The organism is Kitasatospora sp. NPDC048407 (assembly GCF_043200475.1).
In the GTDB taxonomy this organism is placed as follows: Bacteria; Actinomycetota; Actinomycetes; order Streptomycetales; family Streptomycetaceae; genus Kitasatospora.
Genome location: NZ_JBICXW010000001.1, coordinates 577,764 through 599,228, shown reverse-complemented (window position 1 = coordinate 599,228; position 21,465 = coordinate 577,764). Strand labels below are relative to the sequence as shown.

Annotated in this window: 15 protein-coding genes; 6 read left to right on the top strand and 9 right to left on the bottom strand. The window is 73.1% G+C overall.

Translation table 11 applies throughout. The features are described 5' to 3' along the window. Positions 1 to 19: 19 nt before the first annotated feature. From ACGFWJ_RS02850 to ACGFWJ_RS02830, 5 genes are read right to left on the bottom strand one after another with little or no spacing between them, the layout of a single operon-like run. On the bottom strand, positions 20 to 3,067 hold the full coding sequence (locus ACGFWJ_RS02850; RefSeq protein WP_392944538.1) for a choice-of-anchor D domain-containing protein: 3,048 nt from the start codon (positions 3,065 to 3,067) through the stop codon (positions 20 to 22). A 58-nt stretch (positions 3,068 to 3,125) separates the two neighbouring features. Next, positions 3,126 to 4,028 carry a pyrroloquinoline quinone biosynthesis protein PqqB gene (gene pqqB / locus ACGFWJ_RS02845; protein WP_392944536.1) on the bottom strand — a complete coding sequence of 301 codons (903 nt, stop codon included), beginning with the start codon at positions 4,026 to 4,028 and terminating at the stop codon, positions 3,126 to 3,128. A gap of 19 nt (positions 4,029 to 4,047) precedes the next feature. Beyond that, the gene (gene pqqE, locus ACGFWJ_RS02840; protein WP_392944534.1) at positions 4,048 to 5,454 is read right to left on the bottom strand and encodes a pyrroloquinoline quinone biosynthesis protein PqqE; all 1,407 of its coding nucleotides are present in this window, start codon (positions 5,452 to 5,454) and stop codon (positions 4,048 to 4,050) included. 3 nt (positions 5,455 to 5,457) lie between these two features. After that, a complete protein-coding gene (gene pqqC, locus ACGFWJ_RS02835) occupies positions 5,458 to 6,159 on the bottom strand; it encodes a pyrroloquinoline-quinone synthase PqqC (protein WP_392944532.1) in 702 nt (233 codons plus the stop codon). Positions 6,160 to 6,168: 9 nt separating this feature from the next. Beyond that, on the bottom strand, positions 6,169 to 6,351 hold the full coding sequence (locus ACGFWJ_RS02830) for a hypothetical protein (RefSeq protein ID WP_387859607.1): 183 nt from the start codon (positions 6,349 to 6,351) through the stop codon (positions 6,169 to 6,171). A gap of 123 nt (positions 6,352 to 6,474) precedes the next feature. Here ACGFWJ_RS02830 and ACGFWJ_RS02825 point away from each other — a divergent pair, with 123 nt between their 5' ends. Then, the gene (locus ACGFWJ_RS02825) at positions 6,475 to 6,690 is read left to right on the top strand and encodes a hypothetical protein (RefSeq protein WP_392944530.1); all 216 of its coding nucleotides are present in this window, start codon (positions 6,475 to 6,477) and stop codon (positions 6,688 to 6,690) included. 22 nt (positions 6,691 to 6,712) lie between these two features. After that, positions 6,713 to 7,543, top strand: coding sequence for an alpha/beta fold hydrolase (locus tag ACGFWJ_RS02820; protein ID WP_392944528.1), 831 nt, complete (start codon positions 6,713 to 6,715; stop codon positions 7,541 to 7,543). Between the two features lie 114 nt (positions 7,544 to 7,657). Here the strand turns inward: ACGFWJ_RS02820 and ACGFWJ_RS02815 are convergent, their stop codons facing one another. Beyond that, positions 7,658 to 10,684, bottom strand: a complete 3,027-nt coding sequence (locus ACGFWJ_RS02815) for an AAA family ATPase (RefSeq protein ID WP_392944526.1) — start codon at positions 10,682 to 10,684, stop codon at positions 7,658 to 7,660. 22 nt (positions 10,685 to 10,706) lie between these two features. Continuing rightward, positions 10,707 to 11,879 carry an exonuclease SbcCD subunit D gene (locus ACGFWJ_RS02810; RefSeq protein WP_387859612.1) on the bottom strand — a complete coding sequence of 391 codons (1,173 nt, stop codon included), beginning with the start codon at positions 11,877 to 11,879 and terminating at the stop codon, positions 10,707 to 10,709. 227 nt (positions 11,880 to 12,106) lie between these two features. Between ACGFWJ_RS02810 and ACGFWJ_RS02805 the strand changes: the two genes are divergently transcribed. Both ACGFWJ_RS02805 and ACGFWJ_RS02800 read left to right on the top strand, forming a co-directional pair. Continuing rightward, positions 12,107 to 12,700: a hypothetical protein gene (locus ACGFWJ_RS02805; protein ID WP_392944524.1), complete on the top strand. Its 594-nt coding sequence runs from the start codon at positions 12,107 to 12,109 to the stop codon at positions 12,698 to 12,700. A 1,267-nt stretch (positions 12,701 to 13,967) separates the two neighbouring features. Beyond that, positions 13,968 to 14,765, top strand: coding sequence for an SGNH/GDSL hydrolase family protein (locus tag ACGFWJ_RS02800; RefSeq protein ID WP_387634781.1), 798 nt, complete (start codon positions 13,968 to 13,970; stop codon positions 14,763 to 14,765). A gap of 133 nt (positions 14,766 to 14,898) precedes the next feature. Here ACGFWJ_RS02800 and ACGFWJ_RS02795 read toward each other — a convergent pair whose 3' ends face one another. Together ACGFWJ_RS02795 and ACGFWJ_RS02790 are read right to left on the bottom strand one after the other, a co-directional pair. Beyond that, a complete protein-coding gene (locus ACGFWJ_RS02795) occupies positions 14,899 to 16,053 on the bottom strand; it encodes a polysaccharide deacetylase family protein (RefSeq protein WP_392944521.1) in 1,155 nt (384 codons plus the stop codon). 208 nt (positions 16,054 to 16,261) lie between these two features. Then, positions 16,262 to 18,085, bottom strand: a complete 1,824-nt coding sequence (locus ACGFWJ_RS02790; protein WP_387634776.1) for an AMP-dependent synthetase/ligase — start codon at positions 18,083 to 18,085, stop codon at positions 16,262 to 16,264. A gap of 338 nt (positions 18,086 to 18,423) precedes the next feature. On the opposite strand from ACGFWJ_RS02790, the gene ACGFWJ_RS02785 reads away from it, so the two are divergent. Together ACGFWJ_RS02785 and ACGFWJ_RS02780 are read left to right on the top strand one after the other, a co-directional pair. Beyond that, positions 18,424 to 21,066, top strand: a complete 2,643-nt coding sequence (locus ACGFWJ_RS02785; protein ID WP_392944519.1) for a nitrate- and nitrite sensing domain-containing protein — start codon at positions 18,424 to 18,426, stop codon at positions 21,064 to 21,066. Beyond that, positions 21,063 to 21,461, top strand: coding sequence for a roadblock/LC7 domain-containing protein (locus tag ACGFWJ_RS02780; RefSeq protein WP_387634770.1), 399 nt, complete (start codon positions 21,063 to 21,065; stop codon positions 21,459 to 21,461). The genes ACGFWJ_RS02785 and ACGFWJ_RS02780 overlap by 4 nt, the downstream gene beginning before the upstream one ends. Positions 21,462 to 21,465: the final 4 nt, after the last annotated feature.

Genomic DNA, 21,465 nt, shown 5'->3' with positions numbered 1-21,465 from the left:
CCGGCCGGCCGGCCCGCCGCTAGAAGGTGATCGACACCCCCTGGACGCGGTGGTTGTCGTTGAGCCCGCCGGTGGCGCCCGTGAAGCCGACCAGGACGCCGGCCGGAACGGCCACCGTGGTGTCGATCGCCGCCCGGCCGTCCACGGTGACCTGGACGCGGCCACCGGTGACCTGCACGTCCACGGTGTGGGTGCCGGTGCGCAGATCGCCGATGTTGGTCGCGGTGGCGGCGTAGACGAGCGCGTCGCCCTGGCCGCCGGTGGCCAGGGCGACGAAGTTGGCCGAGGGGTCGTTGGCGTTCTTGGACGTGTCCAGGGTGACGGCGAGGCCGTGCAGGCCGGAGTAGCCGAGCCCGCCGCCGCCACCGCCGAGTGCGTGCGGTGTCTCGTGGGCCGCGTCGAGCAGGACGAAGGCCAGGCCGTCCGCCCCCGAGGCACCGCCGCCGCCGATGACGGCCGTGAAGTGGGCGCGCAGGTTCGCGGAGGGCACGGCCATGTCGCACAGCGCGGATCCGGTCTGGTCGTTGATGGCCTCGGTGAGCACGATGTCGGTGCCGGAGAGCACGGCCGTGCCGTTGAACGTCCAGCCGTCGGCGCTCGGCGGGGCGACGCTGCCGCTGGTGACTCCGGTGCCGGTGAAGGAGACGGTCTGCATGCCCTGGCTGTCGTCGCCGGTGAGCAGGAAGTGACCGGAGGCCGGGCCGGCGGCGGTGGGGGTGAAGACCACCGTCTGGGTGACCTGCTGGTCGGGGCCGAGTTGCTGACCCTCGGCGATCGGGTCGGGAGCGGAGAACGGCGCGGTGGGCGGCGCGGCCTTGGTCACGTTCAGCGTCACGTTGCCGGTGTTCTTGATGTCGAAGGTCCTGCTGAGCGAACCGCCGACCGGGACCTGGCCGAAGTCGACCGAAGTCGGCTTGATCGTCAGCTGCGGGGCGCCGACGACGGCCGTACCGGTGAGCGGGACGGTGACCGAGAGCCCGTCCGAGCCGGTGACGGTGAACTGCGAGCTGTCGCCGCCGGCCGGGCTCGGGACGGTCGGCGCGTAAGTGGCGGACACGGCGAGCGAGGTGCCCGGGGCGAGGCTGAAGCCGACCGGGGGCAGGCCGGCGACCGTGAACGGGGGAGATGACGACGTGGTGCCGCCGATCGTCTCGGGCGTGGTGCCGGTGTTGGTGACGATCACGCTGAGCGTCATCGAGGACTGGGTGGCCAGCTGGCCGAAGTCCAGCGACGGCGGTGACGCGGCGAAACCGGGCTGGGTGCCGGTGCCGTGCAGGTCGAGGCCAACGGTGCCGGCGACGCCGTTCGTCGTCACGGCGAAGGAGAGCGTCCCCGTCGCTCCACCGGGCCCGGTCGGCGCGAAGCCGACCGGGACGGCCAGGGTGCCCCCGGTGTTCAGGGTGACCGGGAGGGCCGGGGGCGTGGCACTGAAGGGCGCGGCCGTGGTGATCGCCGTGACGGTCACGCCGCGCGCCGCGGTGACCGTCGTGGTGGCGTTGCCGGCGGCGCCCACCGCGACCTGCCCGAAGTCGACCGGAGTGCCCGTCAGGGCGGCCTGGGACGGGCTGCCGAAGGCGATCAGCCGGCCGTCGCGGGTACCGACGTAGACCCGGCCCGAGCCGACGCCGACCTTGGCGAACTTCACGGCCGTCCCGATCGGCGCCGACCAGCGCAGCGTCAGGACGCCGTTGACCGGCACCGCGTCGTACGCGCGCAGTTGCGCGTTGCTGCCGTCCTTACCCTTGGGATCGGGGCAGACGACCCAGACCAGCGCCGAACCGGAGGTCATGCCGTCGGACGTCACGATCGGCGAGCCCGGGTAGTGGCCGATCTCGGCGCTGCTGGTGCCCGCATTGGCCAGGACGGGCGTGCCGGTGCCGTCGACGCCGTACTTGAGCGCGCGCAGATGGCCGTCGTTCTCGGGGACGTACACGAAGCCGCCGTCACCGCCCCAGACCGCCAGGTGGCCCCAGACGCCGCGGAACGGCCCGGCCACGGACAGCGCCCCGTCCGAGCCGCCGGGCCCCTGGCCACGACCGCCCAGATCGTCCCGGTCGAGGAGGAAGACCCGGCCGTCCTTGCCGATCTGGACCAGCAGCTTCGGGTGGGCCGGTGTGCCGAACGGCGGCGAGGGCAGGGCCACCGGGCCGCCGGAGCCGAAGTCCTGGTCGTGCAGGTCCAGTTGGTCCGCGTTGCCGGGGCTGAAGAAGTCCACCGCGGTGAGCTGCCCGTTGCTGGACACGTGGATCACCGACTCGGCGAGGTGGCCGGGCGGCTGGTTGCCCGGGCCGGGCGCGGGCGAGATGCCGTTGCCGGTGGAGAAGAAGATCCGGCCGGGACCGTCCGAGACCAGGCCGCCGCCGCCCATCCAGACCCCGGACCTCGGCGTCTTGCCGCCCGTGTTCTGCGCGCACCACATGCGCAGCGCACCGGTCGCCGTCTTCACCCCGACCAGGTAGCCGAAATACGTGTCCGCGTCGCAGTGCGCGCCGAACCCGGCGAACACCTCGCCGTCGAGCAGCAGCAGGCCGGTCCGCTGCTGCGCCGTGAACGGGTCGAACACGACGCCCGCGTTGTTCGGCGGGGAGCCCTGGATCTTCACCGGCCAGTTCGGCGGCTCGTTGCCGGTCGCCACGTCCAGGCTGTGCAGGAACCACTGCACGCTCTTGCCGTGCGGGTCGCCGTCGACGTTGACCTTGGCGGTGAGGTAGACCCGCCCCGACGAGGGGTCGAACACCGGGGTGGAGGTCACGCCGATGTTGGGGACCAGGTCACCGCAGCCGATCGCGGCGGCCGGCCAGGCGGGGCCTAGGGACTTGGACCAGAGGATCGCGCCGGTGACGGCGTGGATGCCGTAGACCTTGTTGTTCTCGGTCGCCACCACCACGGTGGACCCGATGACCAGCGGCTGGGTGTAGACCTGCCCGTCCACGGCCGTCGAGAACAGCTGGCCGAAGTCGGCGGCACTCACCTGGCTGGGCGCCAGCTGCGGCTGGGCCGGGTCCCAGCCGGTCCGCATCGGATTGAACGAGACGGTCGGATCCTGGGCGATCACATTCGGCGTCATGGTGCGCTTCCTCCTCCGTTTCGAGCGAGTGCTGGGGCGGTGTGACGGTCGGCGCGGTTCACAGCCGCAGCTCCAGGCCGTCAGCGGCGACTTCCACGCCCTCGGCGGCGAGTTCCTTGTGCTGGTCCGAGTCCGGGTCGGTCAGCGGGTTGGTGTTGTTGAGGTGCGTGTAGAGGCGCCGCGCGCCAGGGTGCGGGCGCAGCCGCCGCAAGGTGCCGTCCGGCCCGGCGATCGGCAGGTGGCCGAAGGCGCGGGCGGTGCGGCGCTCGCCGGCGACGTGCTGCAGCTCCTCGTCGCTCCAGAACGTGCCGTCCAGGAGCAGGCAGTCGGCGCCGGCCAGGAACGCGTCGAAGCCGTCCGGCCAGTCGGCGAGCGAGGGCGCGTAGACCGCGCAGGCTCCGGTCCGGGTGTCCGTGAAGCGGTAGGCGACGGCCCACGGGCCGGGCGCGTCGACGTGGGCGGCGTAGCGGGGCCGCTTGTCGCTCACCGGGAAGGCGGCGACCGTCAGCCCGCCGTCCTCGCTGCCGCCGAGCCGGAGCTGCCGGTCGAGCGGGTGCCAGCGGGAGGTGCCGTAGCGGGCCAGCAGGCCGCGCAGCGGGAAGACCTCGCCGAGGCTGTGCCAGACCGGTGGCGGGGCGTGGATGTCCAGCTCGGCGCCCTCGCGCAGAGCGAGCAGGCCGGCGGTGTGGTCGAGTTCGCCGTCGGTCAGCAGGACCCCGCGCAGCGGCGTGCCGCGGGTACCGTCCGGCGGGGCCAGCTCGGGTGCGGCGAGCAGCTGGACGCGGAGGTCGGGCGAGGCGTTCACCAGGTACCAGGCGTCGTCGGAGGCGCTGACGGCGAGGCATTCCTGCGTCCGCCAGGCTTCCGGGCCGGCCGCGCGGGCCCGGGCGCAGGTTGGGCAGGCGCAGTTCCACTGCGGCAGGCCGCCGCCGGCGGCGGTGCCGAGTACGCGTAGCCGCATGGCTTGCCTCCTTCGCGGTTCAGGCGCCGCGTGGCACCAGCGGCGGGGTGGGGTCCGGCTCGCTGCCCCGGACCAGCCCGGTGACCAGCGCGTGGTGCGGCGAGAGCCGGCAGACCGGGTCGGTGGCGGCCGCGTCCCCCGTCAGCTGGAAGGCCTGGCAGCGGCAACCGCCGTGGTCGAGCTCCTTGCGTTCGCAGCTGCGGCAGGGTTCGGGCATCCAGTCCGTGCCGCGGAAGCGGGTGAACGCCGGCGAGTCGAACCAGATGTCCGCCAGCGGGCGGTCGCGCACACTCAGCACGCCGAGCCCCGGGATCTGCGCGGCGGCCGGGCAGGGCAGCACGTCACCGTTCGGCGCGACGGTGAGCTGACGGCCGGCCCAGCCGTTCATGCAGGGCTTGGGCCAGCTCTCGTGGTAGTCCGACACGACATAGACGATCTGCATGCGGTTTGCCAGGCGCTCGCGGGCCGCCGTCACCGCGGCCTCGGCCGCCGCCAGTTGGGCAGCGGTCGGCAGCAGCGCCGCGCGGTTGCGCAGCGCCCAGCCGTAGAACTGGGTGTTCGCCAGCTCCAGGCGGTCCGCGCCGAGCTTCGACGCCAGGTCGATCAGAGCGGGGATCCGGTCGATGTTGCGCCGGTGCAGCACGACATTGACCGTCAGGGCCAGGCCGGCGGCCCCGACCAGAGCGGCGGCGGCCAGCTTGCGCGCGTGCACGGGCCGGCCCGCCAGCTCGTCCGCCGGAGCCGCCGTCGCGTCCTGGAAGCTGAGCTGCACATGATCGAGGCCCGCGGCGGCCAGCTCGGTCAGCCGGGCCCGGGAGAGTGCCTGCCCACCGGTGATCAGGCTGGTGTACAGGCCCAGCCCGCGGGCGTGCCCCACCAGCGCGGGCAGGTCGCGCCGGAGCAGCGGCTCGCCACCCGACAGGTGCACCTGGAGCACTCCCAGGGCCCGCGCCTCGGCGAGGACCCGCCGCCACTCGGCCGGGCTCAGCTCGTCGGCGTACGCGTCGAGCGCGACCGGGTTGGAGCAGTAGGCGCAGCGCAGCGGGCAGCGGTAGGTCAGTTCGGCGAGCAGGCCGTACGGGCGGGCGGCGGTGCGGTCAGCGTTTTGACGTTCGGGCGTCTCGGGAGGAGGGGGCTCGGGCGTCGCGGGAAGGGCCGGGCCGGCTGCGAGCAGGTGCTGGTCGGCCAGCGAGGCGAGGAAGGACCGCACCTCGGCCGGTCGCACCCCGGCGTACTCCCGTTCCAGTGCGGCGAGGATCGCCGTCGTGCCGGTGGCGCCGTCGCAGCGTGCGAGCACGGCGGCGGCCGTCTCGCCGAGCACCAGCACGCCGTCCGGATGCAGCAGTACCGGCACGGACCGCACCCGGTCGTGGCCGAGCCGGACGCCCCGGCGCAGGCGCCAGGGGCCCTCCGCCGCCGTGGTCACCCGTCAGCCCGCCGCGGTCGCGTGCTCGATGGCGTCGAGCATCGACCAGAGGACGTCGCACTTGAAGGAGAGCGCGGCCAGCGCCGCGTCCTGCTGCTCACGGCTCGTGCAGTACTCGGTGACCAGGCCCAGTGCGTGGGCCGAGTCGGCGTCGGCCACGGCCGGACGCTGCTCGAAGTACCGGAGGCCGGCGGGCTCCACCCATCCGTAGTGGGTGCGCAGGGCGGTGAGCCGCTCGCGCATCAGGCCCGGCGAGAACAGTTCGGTGAGCGAGGCGGCGACGGCCTCGATCCACGGGCGGGTGCGCGCGAAGTTCACGTAGGCGTCCGTGGCGAAGCGTACGCCCGGCAGGACATGACGCTCGTCCAGCACCTCGTCCCGGCTGAGCCCGGCGGCCTCGGCGAGGGCGAGCCAGTCGACGTTTCCGCCCTGGCCGGGCGCGGTGCCGTCCTGGTCCGCGAGGCGCTTGACCCAGCGGCGGCGGACCTCCGGGACGGGGCAGTTGGCGATCACCGCCGCGTCCTTCTGGGGCAGCCACTTCTGGTAGTACCAGCGATTGGCAATCCAGGATCGCAACTCCGCCTCGCTCAGCCCGCCTTGGTGCAGCCTGAGATGGAACGGGTGGTTGTGCCAGTACCTCTCGGAGTGCGCGTACAGGGCCGCGGTGAACTCCGGGACGGTGCGCGCTGTCCGGTCGTCCGTCATGACTGCCCGCTACCGTCGGCCCGCGTAGGCCGTGACCTCGGGCGCGAGCTCGATGCTCTGCGCGGTCGGTGGCGACCAGGACCGCCGCAGGTCTGCGCGGGGCGGCGGCTCGGACGGTGCCGCGGGTGCGGGGCCGGCCGGGTCGGCGGGCGGGGGAGCGGTGGTGGTGGCGGCGTTCGACTGGTTCGTCATGGAGCACCCCGGAGGTGATCACGAGGGGATGTACACGGTCGGTTTCCAGGATCGATCCGCGCCCGCCTCCGCGCAATCGGTCCGCGGGGCGGGGCCCGCCGGCAGGGGACGTACCCTGGGCGCATGGCAGAGCAGCAGTCGGAGAGTGCCGGGCAGGTCTGCGAGGTGTCCGCCGACCCGGAGCAGGCGCGCCGCGGGTTGCTGGCCGGCGGGCCCGGTGAGCGTGCCACGTGCGTGCTGTGCGGTGAGGAGACCGAGCACCCGGCCGAGACGCCGGGATCCACGCTGTGTCCGGTCTGCACCTGGCAGCAGGCCCAGCGGGCCGCGTGCTCCGGCTGATGATCCATCAGACAATCGGTCCATGACCGTCTTCGCGCCGAGCGCCGGGCCCGTCGGCGGCCTGCTGGAACGCCCGCACGCCACGCTCGCCTTCGAGGTGGCCGGGTCGGCGGACGGCCCGCTCGCCGTGCACGCGCACGGCTCGCTCTCCAGCCGGGCCCACGAGAGGCGCGCCGGCCTGTTCGACTGGACGCCGCTCACCGCGACGCACCGGCTTGCCCGGTACGACGCGCGCGGCCACGGGTACTCGACAGGGCGCGCCGTCGCCGAGGACTTCGGCTACCCCGCGCTCGCCCAGGACCTGCTCGCGCTCTGCGACCACCTCTCGCCGGACGCACCCGTCACCGGGCTCGGGGCGTCCATGGGCACCGCGACCGTCCTGTGGGCCGCGCTCGCCCGCCCCGAACGGTTCGACCGCCTGGTGCTGGCCATCCCCGCCGTCGCCTGGGCGGCCCGCGACCCGCGACGGGCCGGACTGCGAGCCGCCGCCGCCCTGGTGGAACGGCGCGGCACGGGCACGCTCGGAGCAGCCGCGAAGATCGGCGGGCCGCCCGCGGTGCTCGCCGAAGTCCCGCAGTACGCCACCGAGTTCGACGCCGCCGAGCACCTCGTCCCGTCCGTCCTCCGCGCCGCCGCCGAAGCCGACCTGCCCACTCCCGACCGCCTCCGCGACCTCCCCCACCCCACCCTGATCCTCACCTGGCCCACCGACCCCATCCACCCGACCGCCACCGCGACCGCCCTCGCCGCCCACCTCCCCGACGCCCGCCTGCACACGGCCACGACCCTGACGGACATCAGGAGTTGGGGCCGAGTGGCGGCGGACTTCCTGGCAGGCGGCGAGTCTTCGTAGCGGCAGGTGTTCGGCTACTGGCTGCGGAGCTGACGGTCTTCGGGGGGCCGGTTCGGGTCCTGCCCGTGACGGACTTCGGCGAGGCGGGAGGGCCGGCGGCACCGGCGCAACGCGTCAGGTGTCGTCGCGGGTGGTGTGGTGGGTGGTGGAGCCGTGGCGGTGTTTGCGGACGAGGAGTTGGGCGGGGATGCGGGTGCGGAGGTCGGCCACATGGCTGACGATGCCTACGGCGCGGTCGCGTTCGCGGAGGGAGTCGAGGACGTCCATGACTTCTTCGAGGGTGTTTTCGTCGAGGGTGCCGAAGCCCTCGTCGATGAAGAGGGTGTCGAGGGGCATGCCGCCGGCCTCGTCGGTGACGACGTCGGCGAGGCCGAGGGCGAGGGCGAGGGAGGCGAAGAAGGATTCGCCGCCGGAGAGGGTGGCGGTGTCGCGTTCGCGGCCGGTCCAGGCGTCGACGACGTGGAGGGAGAGGCCGGAGCGCTTGTTGCCGGAGACCAGGCCGTCGCTGTGGACCAGGGTGTAGCGGCCGCCGGACATTTTGAGGAGGCGCTGGCTGGCGGCGGCGGCGACCTGTTCGAGGCGGGCGGCCAGGACGTAGGACTCCAGGCGCATGCGCAGGGCGTTCTCGGCGGGGGCGCCCGCGAGCAGGGCGGCGAGGCCGCTGATCCGGGCGTAGGCGTCGAGGACGGGGGCGAAGGCGTCGGCGAGGGCGGTCAGGTCGGCGGTGATCCGGGCCAGGGCGGTGACCCGGGCGGTGGCGGTGCCGTGTGCGGTGTCGGCGGTGCGCAGGACGGCCGTGGCGTGTTCCTCGGCGGCGTGTGCGGATGCGGCGTCCGCGGGCGGGAGTTCGGCGGCCGCGCGCAGGTCGGGGTCGGCGAGGCGGGCTGCGGCCTGTTCCAGGGCGGCGTCCAGTTGCTCGAACCGCCCTTGCAGGGCGTCGCGTTGGTGGGCGGGGAGTTCGGCGGCGGCGAGTGCGGGCAGGTCGGTGAAGCCCGCGTCGGCGGCCGCCTGTTCGAGGGCGGCGGTGGCCTCGGCGAGGCGGCGGGTGGTTTCGGTGGTGGTGCGGGCGGCGTCGAGGACGGCGGTGACGGCTGCGGCGAGGGCGTCCACCGCGGTGGCGCGGGCCGCGACGGACGGGGCGTCGCCGCGGGCGGCGGCGATCCGGCCGGCCAGCGCGTCGAGTTCGGCCGCGACGGTGCCGAGCCGGTCGGCGAGGACGGCTCCGCGCTCGCCCGCCTGGCGCAGCCGCTCGTGGCGGGCCTTGCGCTCGTGCTCGAGTCGTTCGACCTGCTGGCCCAGGGGGACCAGTCGTTCCGCGGTGTGCAGTGCGGTGCGGCGAGAAGAGTTCAACTCTTCGAGGGCGAGGGAGAGTTCGGCGACCGAGCGGCCGCCGGAAGCGGTTTCGGCGGCCGCGGTGTCGGCCTGCAGCGTGCTCAACCGGCGCTTGGCGGCGTCGAGTTCGCCCTCCGCCGCGTGCTGGGCGGCGCGGGCGCGCTGCTCGTCGGCGGCGGTGACCTGGTCGGCTGAGGGGCGGGCCGGGTTCGGGTGTTCCGGCGAGCCGCACACCCGGCAGGGTTCGCCGGCGGCCAGCTGGGCGGCCAACTCGGCGGCCATGCCCGCGAGTCGGCGTTCCTGGAGGTCCAGAGTGCGGGACCGGGCGTCCAGCGCGGCGCCCGTCAGGGCGTGCACCTCCGCCTCGGCGGCGGTGAGTGAGGAAAGGAGTCGGTGGTGGCGGTGAGCAGCGTCCTGACGGAGCGTCAGATCGACGTGCTGGGCGTCGAGTTGGGCGAGCAGGGCGTGGGCGTCGCGGGCCGCGTCGAGGTCGGCGTTCAGCTGCTTCAGCTGGTCGTCGAAGCCGGACAGCCAGTCCTGCGACTCCTCCGCCAGGTCGTCCGCCTGCTTCTGCTCGGCGGCCAACTCGCCGCGTTCGACCAGTAGTTGGGCGTGCCGCTGCTCGTCGGCGCGGGCCCCGGACAGGCGGGTCGCCTCGGTGTGCAGGGCGCGTTCGGCGGCGGCGAGCGGGAGGTCGCCGAGCAGTTGGGCGGCCCAGGGGGCGGCGGACCGGGTGTTGAGTGTGGCGGTGTGCGTGGACTCGGTGGCGGTGGCGGCGGTGTGGGCGGCCAGCGCGCTGCGGTGCAGGGAGCGCAGGGGGGCCAGGGTCTCGGCGGCCAGCGCGAGCCGCAGGCGGGACCGGTCGGCGGCCGACTCCTGGGCGGTGGCGGTGAGTTGGAGATGCTTGTCGAGCGCGGAGTGGTAGTGGTGCTGGCGGTCCGCCAAGGTGCGCTGGGCGTCCAGGTGCGCGCGGGCCCGGGTGCGGGCGGACTCGGCGGCCTCCAGCGCGAGCGCCGTCGCGGTGACGCGTTCGGCGGCCGTGCCGCGCAGCATCGCCGCCCAGGCCAGCACGTCCGAGGCGGAGGCGTTCTCGTCGGGCCGGTGCGCGGCGGCGTCCTCCGCGAGCGGACCGGCGGCCTCCTCGGCGCGGGCCGCCAGGTCGCGCAGCTTCTGCCGGCCGGCCTGCACCTCGTGCTCCTGGCGCAGACGGCGCTCCGCCGCCCAGCGTTCCAACTGCTCGAACCGGCTGGTGTCGAACAACTTGCCCAGCAGCTCGGCGCGCTGCTTGGAGTCCGCGCGCAGGAACCGCGCGAAGTCGCCCTGCGGCAGCAGTACCACCTGGCAGAACTGGTCCCGGCTCATGCCGAGCAGCCGGGTCAGCTCCTCGCCGGCCTCCTGGTGCGACTTGCTGACCGCGACCCAGCCCGGCTCGCCCTCGCCGGCGTCCGCGGCCCATTCACGCAGCAGCGTCTGCGCCTTGTCCTGCGTGAAGCCCGCACCGCGCTTCTTCGGGCGGAGCTGCTCCGGGCTGCGGGTGATCTCCAGCCGGCGCCCGCCGAGCGTCGCCTCCAGCACCACCTCGGTGCGGCGCCCCTGGTCGGCGTGGTCGCTGCGCACGCCGTTGCTCTTGCGCGAGCCCGGCAGTTCGCCGTACAGCGCGTAGCAGACCGCGTCCAGCACACTGCTCTTGCCCGCGCCGGTCGCCCCGCGCAGCAGGAACAGGCCGGACGCGGTGAGCCGGTCGAAGTCGATCCGCTCCGTGGACGCGAACGGGCCGAACGCGGTGACGGTGAGCTGGTGCAGCCTCATCGGGCGCTCCCCTTCGAGAGGTTCATCGGCCGTTCTCCTCGGCCCGGCCGGCGGCCGTGCGGCGCACCGACTCCAGGCCCTCCAGCAGCCAGGACTGCTCGGTGTCGTCCAACTCCCGCCCCGGGCGGACATGGGCGACGAAACCCTCCACCACCTCCTGGTCGCTGCGCCCGCTGACCCGCTGCGCGTACGACTGCGCCGCGGCCTGCTCGCCGCCCTCGGGATCGAACAGCAACTGCAGGGTGTGCGGGAAGCGGACCCGCAGCCGCTCCATCGGATCAACCGGGCGCACCGGGTCGGTCAGGGTGGCCTGCACCCAGGCGTCGCGGGCCCAGTCGTGCTCGTCGGCGGTGAGCAGATCGTCCAGGCGGCCGCGCAGTTGGGCCAGCGGCCGGGGCTGCGGGCAGAAGATCCGGGTGGCTTCGACGGCGCCCTCGGCGTCCAGGTCGACCAGCCACATCGACTTGCGGTGGTTCGTCTCGGAGAACGAATAGGCGAGCGGGGAGCCCGAGTAGCGCAGGTGCGGGGCGAGGGTCTGGCTGCCGTGCAGGTGGCCGAGGGCCACGTAGTGCACGCCGTCGAACACCCCGGACGGCACCGACTGCACGCCGCCCACCGCGATGTCGCGCTCACTGTCGCTCGGCTCGCCGCCCGTCACGAACGCGTGGGCCAGCACCACGGCCCGGGTGCCCGCCGGGCGCGCGGCGAGGTCGGCCCGGACGGCGTCCATCGCCGCCGCCAGCACCTGCTCGTGCCCGCCCTTCGCCAGCCCCAGCCGCTCCCGCACCAACGCCGGTTCCAGGTACGGCAGCCCGTACACCGCCACCGGCCCGTGCTCGTCGTCCAGCAGCACCGGCTCGGCGAGCGCGCCCGGATCGGTGCGCAGGTGTATGCCGGCCCGCTCGATCAGGCGGGACGCGACACCGAGACGGCGCGCGGAATCGTGGTTGCCGCTGATGAAGACGGTCGGGATGTTCCGTTCGGCCAGCCGCCACAGCACGTCGTCGAACAGCGCGACGGCCTCCAGACCCGGCAGCGCGCGGTCGTACACGTCACCCGCCACCAGCACCGCGTCCACCCGCTCGGCGACGGCGGTGGCCACCAGGTGGTCGAGGAACGCGCGCTGCGCCTCGTGCAGGTTCTCGCGGTGGAAGGAACGGCCAAGGTGCCAGTCCGAGGTGTGCAGCAGCCTCACGTCGAAGCTCCCCGCAGCATGTCTGTCACTCCTCGTCGCTTTCATGTGGTCGGGCCGGTACCGAGTATCACAGGTACGGGTGACAGGCCGGGAGCGGAGAGGCGGCGGAGGCCGATGGGACAGGTGGGACGGTGACCCGACCGGCGGCCGGGGCTGTTCATCGGTCGGGTGTTCGGGGAAGATCATCAGGTGGCGAGGGTGGCCGCCCGGAGTGCGGAGGGAGTGGCATGGGCATCGAGTACAGCCCGGAGATCTCCGAACTGCTCGGGCGGGTCCGGCGCCGACCGAATGCCGGGTGGCCCTGGCACGCGGGGATCGTGGTACCGGAGGGGCTGCCGGTGAAGCAGTCCTGGGGCTGGCTGTTCGCCCCCGACGGCCGGGTGCTCACGCTGGTCAACCCGCGGGACGGGATCGTCAGCCTCCCCGGTGGCTCGCTGGAGACGGAGGACGCGGGCGACCCGGGCGCCGCGCTGGCCCGCGAGGCGGGGGAGGAGGCCCAGGCCCGGATCGGCCCGCCGCTGTACCTCGGCTACCTGTACGACCGGGTCGGCTCGGCGAACGGCGGCCACGAGTGCGCGCGTGTGCGGATGGCCGCGGCGCTGCACGGCGCGGGCCCGTCCGCACCCGATCCGGCGTCCGGCCGCCACTACCGACGGCTGCTCGTCGCCCCCGGACTGGCGGTCGAACTCCTCGGCTGGGGAACCACCGGCCTGTACCAGGCCCGGGCGGCGGTGGCGGCGGCGGTCGCGGTGCTGGGGGTTCCGGCGTCGGCGAACGAGACGATCGAGGAACTGCCGCTCGAGGGCTGCTGGTTGCGTTGAGCCGGGTGCTCGATGTCTCGGAGTTGACAGTCATCAATTGATTGATGACTGTCGGGCGACGCAAGTCGGGTGCTCCGCGCTCCGGGCCCGTCACACCTTGGGCGGCTGCCGCGGTTGAGGTAATGACGACAACGGTCCTGGTCGCCTTGCGAATGGTCTTGTACATGATTACCTCCCGGTAGGGCGTGCCCGTCGCACGGGTCGGCGGCGAACGCGGACAAGACCGGTCGCCGGGGCGGGTGAAAGGCGATTGTCGGCTGTGATCCGCCTCACGCTGTCGGGGTATTCCCGTCGTATGGCGCAGTTTGCCGAGGTGTGGAACGGAATTTGCGCGCGTATATGTCGGAACCCCGCGCGCGGGTCGCGCGACCGGGGGAGACGTGTGGCGTGGATCACGTCCTGGCGCGGTTGAAGCCGCGCCAAGGGGGGGATCGCGCGCGGGAGTTCGGGTGCGCGTGGCGGTGGCCCGCGCGACGCGGGGGAGCTCGGGGCGGGCTCCGCCCGCGGTCGCTTTCGGGTGGTTCGAATTCCTCCTCCGGGGCGGGTCCGCTGCTCAATTCGGAGGTGGTTCTCGCGGGAGGACCGGCGATTTCCGGGACCGCTGGCGCCCGGGTTTCGGACGGCGGAATTTCTTCGGAAATCCGGTGGGCATTTGTGATTTCCGTGGCGGGCGGGTGGGCTGATTTCGACGGGCGGGTGACTTCGGACCGTGACGAAGCCGCTCGGGGGTGTCGACACAGGGCGTGATCGTCGCGATCGGTGGAGTCGGACAGGTTGGTGACGAACCGTCGGGGCTCGCGCCTGTCGTTCGACGGGGGTGCCAGGTCCGGTCGCGGCGCGCTGCTCGGCGGTGGCGGGCGGGGCGAGCAGGGAAGTGTTGCGCGCCGGCCGGCGCCTCGCAGCTGATGGCCCGGACCAGGCGTCCGGAAATCGCCGTCCAGTGTCCGGAGTTCGGCGTCGGGTGCGTTCAAGTGGCGGCGCGTGTCGGCACGTTGACCCGGAAGCCGGGCACGGAGTGTCACGCCGTCGTCGCGCTCGGAGATGGGGCGGGAGTTGACGGTGCGTCAGGTGAAAAATTGGGTGATCGGGCGTTCGGGAGGGGGCTGGGGGGAATTTCCGCAGCCCAGGTCAGGGGTGGGTCTCCGCGCGTAGCGATTTTCAGGTGTCCGTTGGATGAGTGTTCGTCAAATTCTTTGGCATGACCGCTTCCCCACGAGGCTACTGGCTGGTATCCAATGTGTGGCCTGCATCACTCATTGGAGGAAAGATGACTCGCGTTCGCGCCGTAACCGTCGCTCTCACCGCGGCAGCCCTGTCCATCGCCACCCTTGCCGCCGCCACCCAGGCGAGCGCCGCCGGCGTCAACTACGTGGCGCTCGGCGACTCTTACTCGGCCGGTGTCGGCTCGGGCAGCTACACCAGCGAGAGCGGCAGCTGCAGCCGCAGCACCAACGCCTACCCGCAGCTGTGGAAGAACGCCCACGCCCCGACGTCGTTCAAGTTCGTCGCCTGCTCGGGTGCGACCACCAACGACGTGCTTGCCAACCAGATCAGCTCGCTGAGCTCGACGACCACCCTGGTCTCGATCACCATCGGCGGCAACGACGCGGGCTTCGCGTCGACCATGCAGACCTGTGTGCTGAGCAGCGAGGCCTCGTGTCTGAGCGCTGTGAACACGGCGAAGAGCTACGCCACCAACACGCTGCCGGGCAAGCTCTCCAACCTGTACTCGCAGATCAAGGCGAAGGCGCCCAACGCGCACGTGGTGGTGCTGGGTTACCCGCACCTGTACCAGGTGCCGGGCAACTGCATCGTCGGCATCTCGGACACCAAGCGGACCGCGATCAACGGCGCGGCGGACACCCTGGACTCGGTGATCTCCAAGCAGGTTGCGGCGGCCGGGTTCACCTTCAAGGACGTCCGGACGATCTTCTCGACCCACGAGATCTGCGGTTCGTCCTCGCAGTGGCTGAACAGCACCACGCTGCCGGTCAGCGACAGCTACCACCCGAACTCCTCGGGCCAGGCGTACGGCTACCTGCCGAGCTTCTCCGCGGGCGTCTGATCCCCGGAGCAGTCGCTTGTCCGTGAGGGACGCGTGAGCCGGTGTCCGGGCCCATGGGAGGGGCCCGGACACCGGTGTTCGTGAACCGCCACGGACTGACAATACGTCAGCCTTATCCGCGCGGCGGCGAGGGTCAGTGAAGGTAGTCGGTCAGCGCGGCGGGCTTCAGGCCGGCCGCGGCGGCCGCGTCCAGGGCGCGCTGGAGGTCGCTCGCCAGGGTGTCGGTGAAGTGCAGGATGATCACGTCGCCGGGCTGGAGCGGGCCGCCGTGGTAGACGTTCGAGGCGCCGGAGGTGAAGTCGGCGGTGGCGGTCAGCAGGTACTTGATGCCGCAGTTCGCGGCGGCCTGCTGGGAGTTGGCGTCGAAGGCGAAGTACGGCGGGCGGAGGATCGTCGGCGTGGTGCCGTAGCGGGCGGTGACCGCGTCGCGGGCGTCGCAGATCTCGGCCTGCTGCTCGGCGAGCGACAGCGTCGTCAGGTCGCGGTGCGAGACGGTGTGGTCCTGGATGGAGGAGCCGGGCGCGGCGGTGATCCGGCTGAAGTAGTCCTGCTCGAAGCCCTCCGGCATGGGCAGTGGGAACGCGGTGACCGGGAGCTTGCGGTCGGCGATCAGCTGCGCGGCCTCGGGGGTGCGGAACCAGCCGTCGTCGATGGTCAGGAAGACCACCTTGTCCGAGGTCGGCGCGTTCCAGGTGGCGTACGCCGGCGCGGGGGTGTCGCCGGTGACGCTGACGTCGTCCACCGCGATCGGGCCCTGGCCGTACCAGCCGTGCACGTACAGCTGCACGGAGGTGGTGGCGGCGCCGGTGGTGAAGGTGGTGGACAGCTGCTGCCAGCCGGTGCCGGTGGACGCCGTCCAGGCCGGCGGGACGTCGTGGCCGGTGCCGGTGGCGCCGATGAAGGCGTACGAGCCGTGCACCCAAGCCCGGTAGGTGTAGCTGGTGTTGGGGCGCACCGCGAGGGTCTGGGTGCACTGGCCGGTGGAGTCGGCGGAGGCCGGGGTGATGGCCAGCGCGGAGCCGCCGGTGCGGGCCGCGGTGGTGACGGCGCCCTCGCCGGCCGCGCAGTGCCAGCCGGGGATGGAGCCCCAGTCGGCGAGCGGGAGGGTGGGGATCTCGAATCCAGGGTTGGTGGCCAGGTTGACCGCGGGGGCGTCGGCAGCCGTGTTCGTCGGGGCGCCGGCGTGCGCGGCCGGGGCATCGGCGTGTGCGGCCGGGGCGGTGGCGAGGGTGGCCAGCACGGTGGCGGCGGCAGCCGTCGCGAGACGGCGGCGTGCGGAACTGAGCACGGATCAACTCCAGTGTGGGGGAGGAGAGAAGACGTGACTCCCGGAGGGGCGGGGGTCGGTCGCGGCCCTGCCGCACCGGGCCAGGTGCACACAATGGACTGGACCAATCCCGACGGTCAAGGGGGCTGTCGGAGATCGGTCAACCGCCGTGCCGTGCGTTGAGGTTGTTTTAATGACGGGGCGTCAGAGTCCGGAACGGGACGGCCGTTCAGCCGGCGTACAGCTCGTCGATGTCCTGCGCGTAGCGGTCCGCCACCGCTGCTCGGCGGATCTTCAGCGAGGGCGTCAACAGGCCGTCGTCCAGGGTGAATTCGTGCGGCAACAAGCGGAAGGCCCGGATCGACTCGGCGCGCGAGACGGTGGTGTTGGCGGCGGCCACGGCCCGCTGCACCTCCTGGTGCAGCTCGTGGTCGGTGAGCACCCCGTGAATGTCCAGCTGCGGGCGGCCGCGGGACTTGAGCCAGTGCGCGAGGGCCACCGGGTCGAGGGTGATCAGCGCGGCCAGGTACGGCCGGTTGTCGCCCACCACCAGGCACTGGGCGACCAGCGGATGGGCCCGCACCCGCTCCTCCAGGATCGCGGGGGCGAGGTTCTTGCCGCTGGAGGTGACGATCACCTCCTTCTTGCGGCCGGTCAATGTCAGGTAGCCGTCCTCGTCCAGCGAACCGAGGTCGCCGGTGGCCAACCAGTCGCCGTGCAGCGCCTCTTGCGTACAGCGCGGATGGTTGAGGTAGCCGGAGAACACGCCGGCGCCGCGCACCCACACCTCGCCGTCCTCGGCTATCGCCACCGCCGCGCCCGGCACCGGGCGGCCGACGGTGCCGAATCTGGGCCGGTCCGGGGGATTGGCGGTGATCGCGGCGGTCGTCTCGGTCAGGCCGTAGCCCTCGTACACCGTCATGCCCGCGCCCGCGAAGAACAGCGCCAACTCCCGCCCCAGCATGGACCCGCCGGAGATCACCGAGCGCACCCGGCCGCCGAGCACGGCCCGCACCCGCTGGTACACCAGGCGCTCGTACGCGGCGTGCCGCAGCCGCAGCGCGGGGGACGGGCCGGGGCCCTTGCGGTGCGCCCGGCGCTCCCAGGCCGTCGCCCACTCGATGGCCACCTGCTCGGCCTGCAGGAAGGTCTCCAGCCGGCCCGACGCCTCGGCGGCCTCCCGGGCCCGGCGGTGGATCTTCTCGAAGATGTACGGCACCGCGTGCAGGAAGGTCGGCCGGAACGCAGCCAGGGCCGGCAGCAGACTGTCCGCCGCCAGCTTGGCGTGGTGGCCGATCCGGATGCCGCCGCGGATCGCCGCGACCTGGGTGAGCCGGCCGTACACGTGCGCCAGCGGCAGGAACAGCAAGGTGGCGGGCTGGTCGCCGCCGGTGTCGGAGAACACCTCCGCCCAGCCGTCCAGCACCGCGTCCGCCACCGCCGCGAAGTTGCCGTGGGTCAGCAGACAGCCCTTCGGACGGCCGGTGGTGCCCGAGGTGTAGATGACGCTGGCCAGCGAATCCGGCGTCACCCCGACCCGTCTACGGTGCACCAGGGCGTTCGGCACTTCCTGCCCGTCGGCCATCAACTGCTCGACGCAGCCCCGGTCGAGCTGCCAGATGCCGGTCAGCGCCGGCAGCGCGTCGCAGACCGCGCCGACCGTCATCGCCTGGTCCTCGTCCTCGACCACGCAGGCCACCGCCGAGGTCTCGGCCAGGATCCAGCGCACCTGCTCGGGCGCCGCCGTCGGGTACACCGGCACCGGGATCGCCCCGACCGACCAGAGCGCGTAGTCGAACAGCGTCCACTCGTAGCGGGTGGAGGACATCACCGCGACCCGGTCGCCGTAGCGCACCCCGCGGGTGAGCAGACCCCGGGCGAGGGCCAGCACCTCGTCGCGGAACTGAACGGCCGTCACCGGCCGCCAGGCGCCGTCCGCCCAGCGGGACAACTGCACCAGTCGCGGTTCGCGCTCGGCCCGGTCGAACACCGAGTCGGCCAGCCCGCCGGTCACCGCCGAGCTGCCGAGCGCGGGGCTGCTGATCTCTCGCACGGTACCCCCGTTCCGCCGATCCCCGCCCCGGATCGCACAGGCGGAGGGCGGCACCGGCGAAGCTACCCGATCGACGCGGTGCTGCCCAGAGTCACCGCCCGACGACACCGCGCACCGGGCACAGTGCCGCAGGTGGGGGCACTGAAGGACGCTGGTGAGGAAATTAAAGGACGATACGGACACCACACGATCACGATGCAAATTCACCCTACGAACGGACGGTCAGTAAGTAGTAGGCTCGCGGCTCTCGTACCCCTCCGTACCTCTTCATGCTCATTCCTGCCCCCGGCCGCTCGTGCCCGGCGACCACACCGACCGAGGACCACCAGAGGACCCACATGCGCCTGCGCCGCAGCTCGATCCGCGCGAGGATCATCGCGCTGCTCCTGGTGCCCATCGTGGCGCTCGGCGGCCTGTGGGCCTACTCCACACTGATCACCACCAGCGGCGTGTGGAACCAACTCGACCTCAGCGACACCTACACGGCCTTCGGCGGCCCCGCCGACCAGTACGTCGACGACCTGCGCATCGAACGCACCGCCGCCGTGCTGCGCCTCGCCGACCCCGCCAACAAGGCCTACACCGACTCCTACCTGAAGTCCCAGACCGTCACCGACCGGGACCTGCAACTGCTGCGCTACCAGGCGGGCAGCCGCGACGCCGGCAAGCTCGACGGCGACCAGCGCGCCCGCCTCCACGACCTCATCGCGTCCGCCGACGAACTCGCCGCCGTCCGCAGCCAGATCGGCCAGCACCAATCCAGCTGGGACGGCGCGCTCAAGGACTACAGCGCCCTGATCGGACCGGTCTTCGCCTTCCGGTCCTCCTTCGTCGCCAAGGAGAGCGGCGCACTGCCCCGCCAGGGCACCCTGCTGGTCGAACTCACCCGGGCCACCGACTACCTGGCCCAGGAGACCGCCGCGATGCGCGCCCTGCGGGCCGGAACCGCCACCGCCGCCACCGACATCCGCAAGCAGCAGATCGCGCTGGACGCCATGCACGCCCAGCAGACCCTGTTCCGGGTCTACGTCGCCGAACTCGACCCGCAGGACCAGCACGACTACATCGAACTGCGCAACAGCGAGGCCTGGCACGCCCTCACCCTCGCCGAAACCGGCTTCGACAACGCCACCGACCGGGCCGCCGAAGTCCGCGGCGGCCCCGTCGACAACTGGGGCGACAACGCCGACCGGGTCCTCAACGACATCGCCACCATGAACGCCCGCCTGGCCGCCAAGATCGGCGACCAGGCCCACGCCTACGCCGTCAACTCCCTGCTGCGCGGCGGCGTCGCCGGCCTGGTCGGCCTGCTCGCCGTGGTGGTCTCCATCGCCGTCTCCTACCGCATCGGCCGCCGCCTGGTGCGCGAACTCGTCGGCCTGCGCAACGCCGCCGCCGACCTGTCCGCCAACCGACTGCCCTCCGTGATGCACCGGCTGCGCCTCGGCGAAGAGGTCGACGTGGTCGCCGAAGTCCCCCAACTCGACTTCGGCACCGGAGAGATCGGCCAGGTCGGCCGCGCCTTCAACGAGGTGCAGCGGGTCGCCGTCGAGGCCGCCGTCGAACAGGCCCAGCTGCGCCGCGGCGTCTCCGCCGTCTTCGTCAACCTGGCCCGCCGCTCCCAGGTGCTGCTGCACCGCCAGCTCACCCTGCTCGACACCATGGAGCGCCGCACCGAGAACCCGCGCGAACTCGAAGACCTGTTCCGGCTCGACCACCTCACCACCCGCATGCGCCGGCACGCCGAAGGCCTGATCATCCTCTCCGGCGGCTCGCCCGGCCGCGCCTGGCGCAAGCCGGTCCGGATGGTCGACGTGGTGCGCGCCGCCGTCGGCGAGGTCGAGGACTACGCCCGGGTCATCGTCCGGCCGTTCCCCGGCACCGGACTGCTCGGCTCCGCCGTCGCCGACGTCACCCACCTGATCGCCGAACTCGTCGAGAACGCCACGGTGTTCTCCCCGCCGCAGACCCAGGTCACCGTCCAGGGCGAGGTGGTCGCGCACGGCTTCTGCCTGGAGATCGACGACCGCGGCCTCGGACTGAACGAGCAGCACCTCGGCGAGATCAACCAACGCCTCGCCGTGGAGCAGGAGTTCGACCTCGCCGACACCGACCGGCTGGGCCTGTTCGTGGTCTCCCGGCTGGCCCGCCGACACGGCATCCGGGTCCACCTGCGGCCCTCCCCGTACGGCGGCACCTCCGCCGTGGTGCTGATCCCGCGCGAACTCCTCGCCGACGCCGCCGAGATGGCCCCCGACGGGGCCCGCCCCGCCGCCGACGACGCCACCCACCGCCGGGCCACCGGCACCGCCGAACCCGGCCGCGCGCACGCCGCGCCCGCGCATGCCGCGCCCGCGAAGGTGCTCGGCGGGCCGCGCCCGTCCGCCGCCGACCCGTCCGCGAAGCCCGGCGGGCTGCCGCGACGGCGAACTCCCGGACAGGAAGCGGCCATTGAGGGCGCATCCGGGACGGGGCGGCACCGGCGGACCGAGGACGCCGAGCCCGCCGCGCCTGTTGCGGTGCCCGCGGCTGCTGAGGTGTCCGGTGCGCCCGTCACGCCGCTCACGCCGGTGGCCGGGGGGCTGCTGCCGCGCCGGGTCCGGCAGGCCAGCCTCGCGCCCCAACTCCGGGCCGGCACAAGCCCCGAGACCCCCGAGTCGGCCCGCGAGCGCAGCCCCGAGGAGGCCCGCTCCGCGTTCGCCTCGTTCCAGCGCGGCTTCGCCCGCGGCCGCGGCGACCGGTTGCAGCCCGCCTCGCTGACCGTCGTCCGTTCCGAGCCCGACCCGGCCGCGCCCGGTGACCGCCCCGGCGCGCGGGTCGCGCCGGCCGCGCCGCAGCCCGGCCGCCCGCCCCGGCTGCGGGTCGCGCTCCCCTCCGCGCCGGTGCCACCCGCGCTGCCGGCCGCCCCCGTCCGCTCCGTCCCCCCGGCGCACCAGCCGCCGGACGCACCGCCCGCACCAGCAGAAGGAACCGAATCATGACCGCAACAACACCGCCGTCCGGGAGCCTCGACTGGCTCCTCAACGACCTGGTCGGCCGCGTCGCGACCCTTCGGCACGCGGTAATCCTGTCCAGCGACGGCCTGGCCACCGGCGTCTCCAGCGGCCTCGGCCGGGAGGACGCCGAGCACCTGGCGGCCGTCGCCGCCGGCTTCCACAGCCTCGCCAAGGGCGCCGGCCGGCACTTCCAGGTCGGCGGCGTCCGGCAGACCATGGTCGAACTGGACGAGGCCTTCCTGTTCATCACCGCCGCCGGCGACGGCAGTTGCCTGGCCGTGCTCAGCGATGCCGAATCCGATGTGGGCCAAATCGCCTACGAGATGGCACTGTTGGTGAAGCGCGTCGGGGAGCACCTGGCCGCCGAGCCGAGGAGTTGACTGG

Bases quoted from the DNA above. Each gene is read 5' to 3' on its own strand.
- ACGFWJ_RS02780 (WP_387634770.1), top strand. From the start codon at position 21,063: ATGACCGCAACAACACCGCCGTCCGGGAGCCTCGACTGGCTCCTCAAC.
- ACGFWJ_RS02815 (WP_392944526.1), bottom strand. From the start codon at position 10,684: ATGAGGCTGCACCAGCTCACCGTCACCGCGTTCGGCCCGTTCGCGTCC.
- ACGFWJ_RS02830 (WP_387859607.1), bottom strand. From the start codon at position 6,351: ATGACGAACCAGTCGAACGCCGCCACCACCACCGCTCCCCCGCCCGCC.
- ACGFWJ_RS02825 (WP_392944530.1), top strand. From the start codon at position 6,475: ATGGCAGAGCAGCAGTCGGAGAGTGCCGGGCAGGTCTGCGAGGTGTCC.
- ACGFWJ_RS02800 (WP_387634781.1), top strand. From the start codon at position 13,968: ATGACTCGCGTTCGCGCCGTAACCGTCGCTCTCACCGCGGCAGCCCTG.
- ACGFWJ_RS02785 (WP_392944519.1), top strand. From the start codon at position 18,424: ATGCGCCTGCGCCGCAGCTCGATCCGCGCGAGGATCATCGCGCTGCTC.
- ACGFWJ_RS02805 (WP_392944524.1), top strand. From the start codon at position 12,107: ATGGGCATCGAGTACAGCCCGGAGATCTCCGAACTGCTCGGGCGGGTC.
- ACGFWJ_RS02820 (WP_392944528.1), top strand. From the start codon at position 6,713: ATGACCGTCTTCGCGCCGAGCGCCGGGCCCGTCGGCGGCCTGCTGGAA.
- pqqB (WP_392944536.1), bottom strand. From the start codon at position 4,028: ATGCGGCTACGCGTACTCGGCACCGCCGCCGGCGGCGGCCTGCCGCAG.
- pqqC (WP_392944532.1), bottom strand. From the start codon at position 6,159: ATGACGGACGACCGGACAGCGCGCACCGTCCCGGAGTTCACCGCGGCC.
- ACGFWJ_RS02850 (WP_392944538.1), bottom strand. From the start codon at position 3,067: ATGACGCCGAATGTGATCGCCCAGGATCCGACCGTCTCGTTCAATCCG.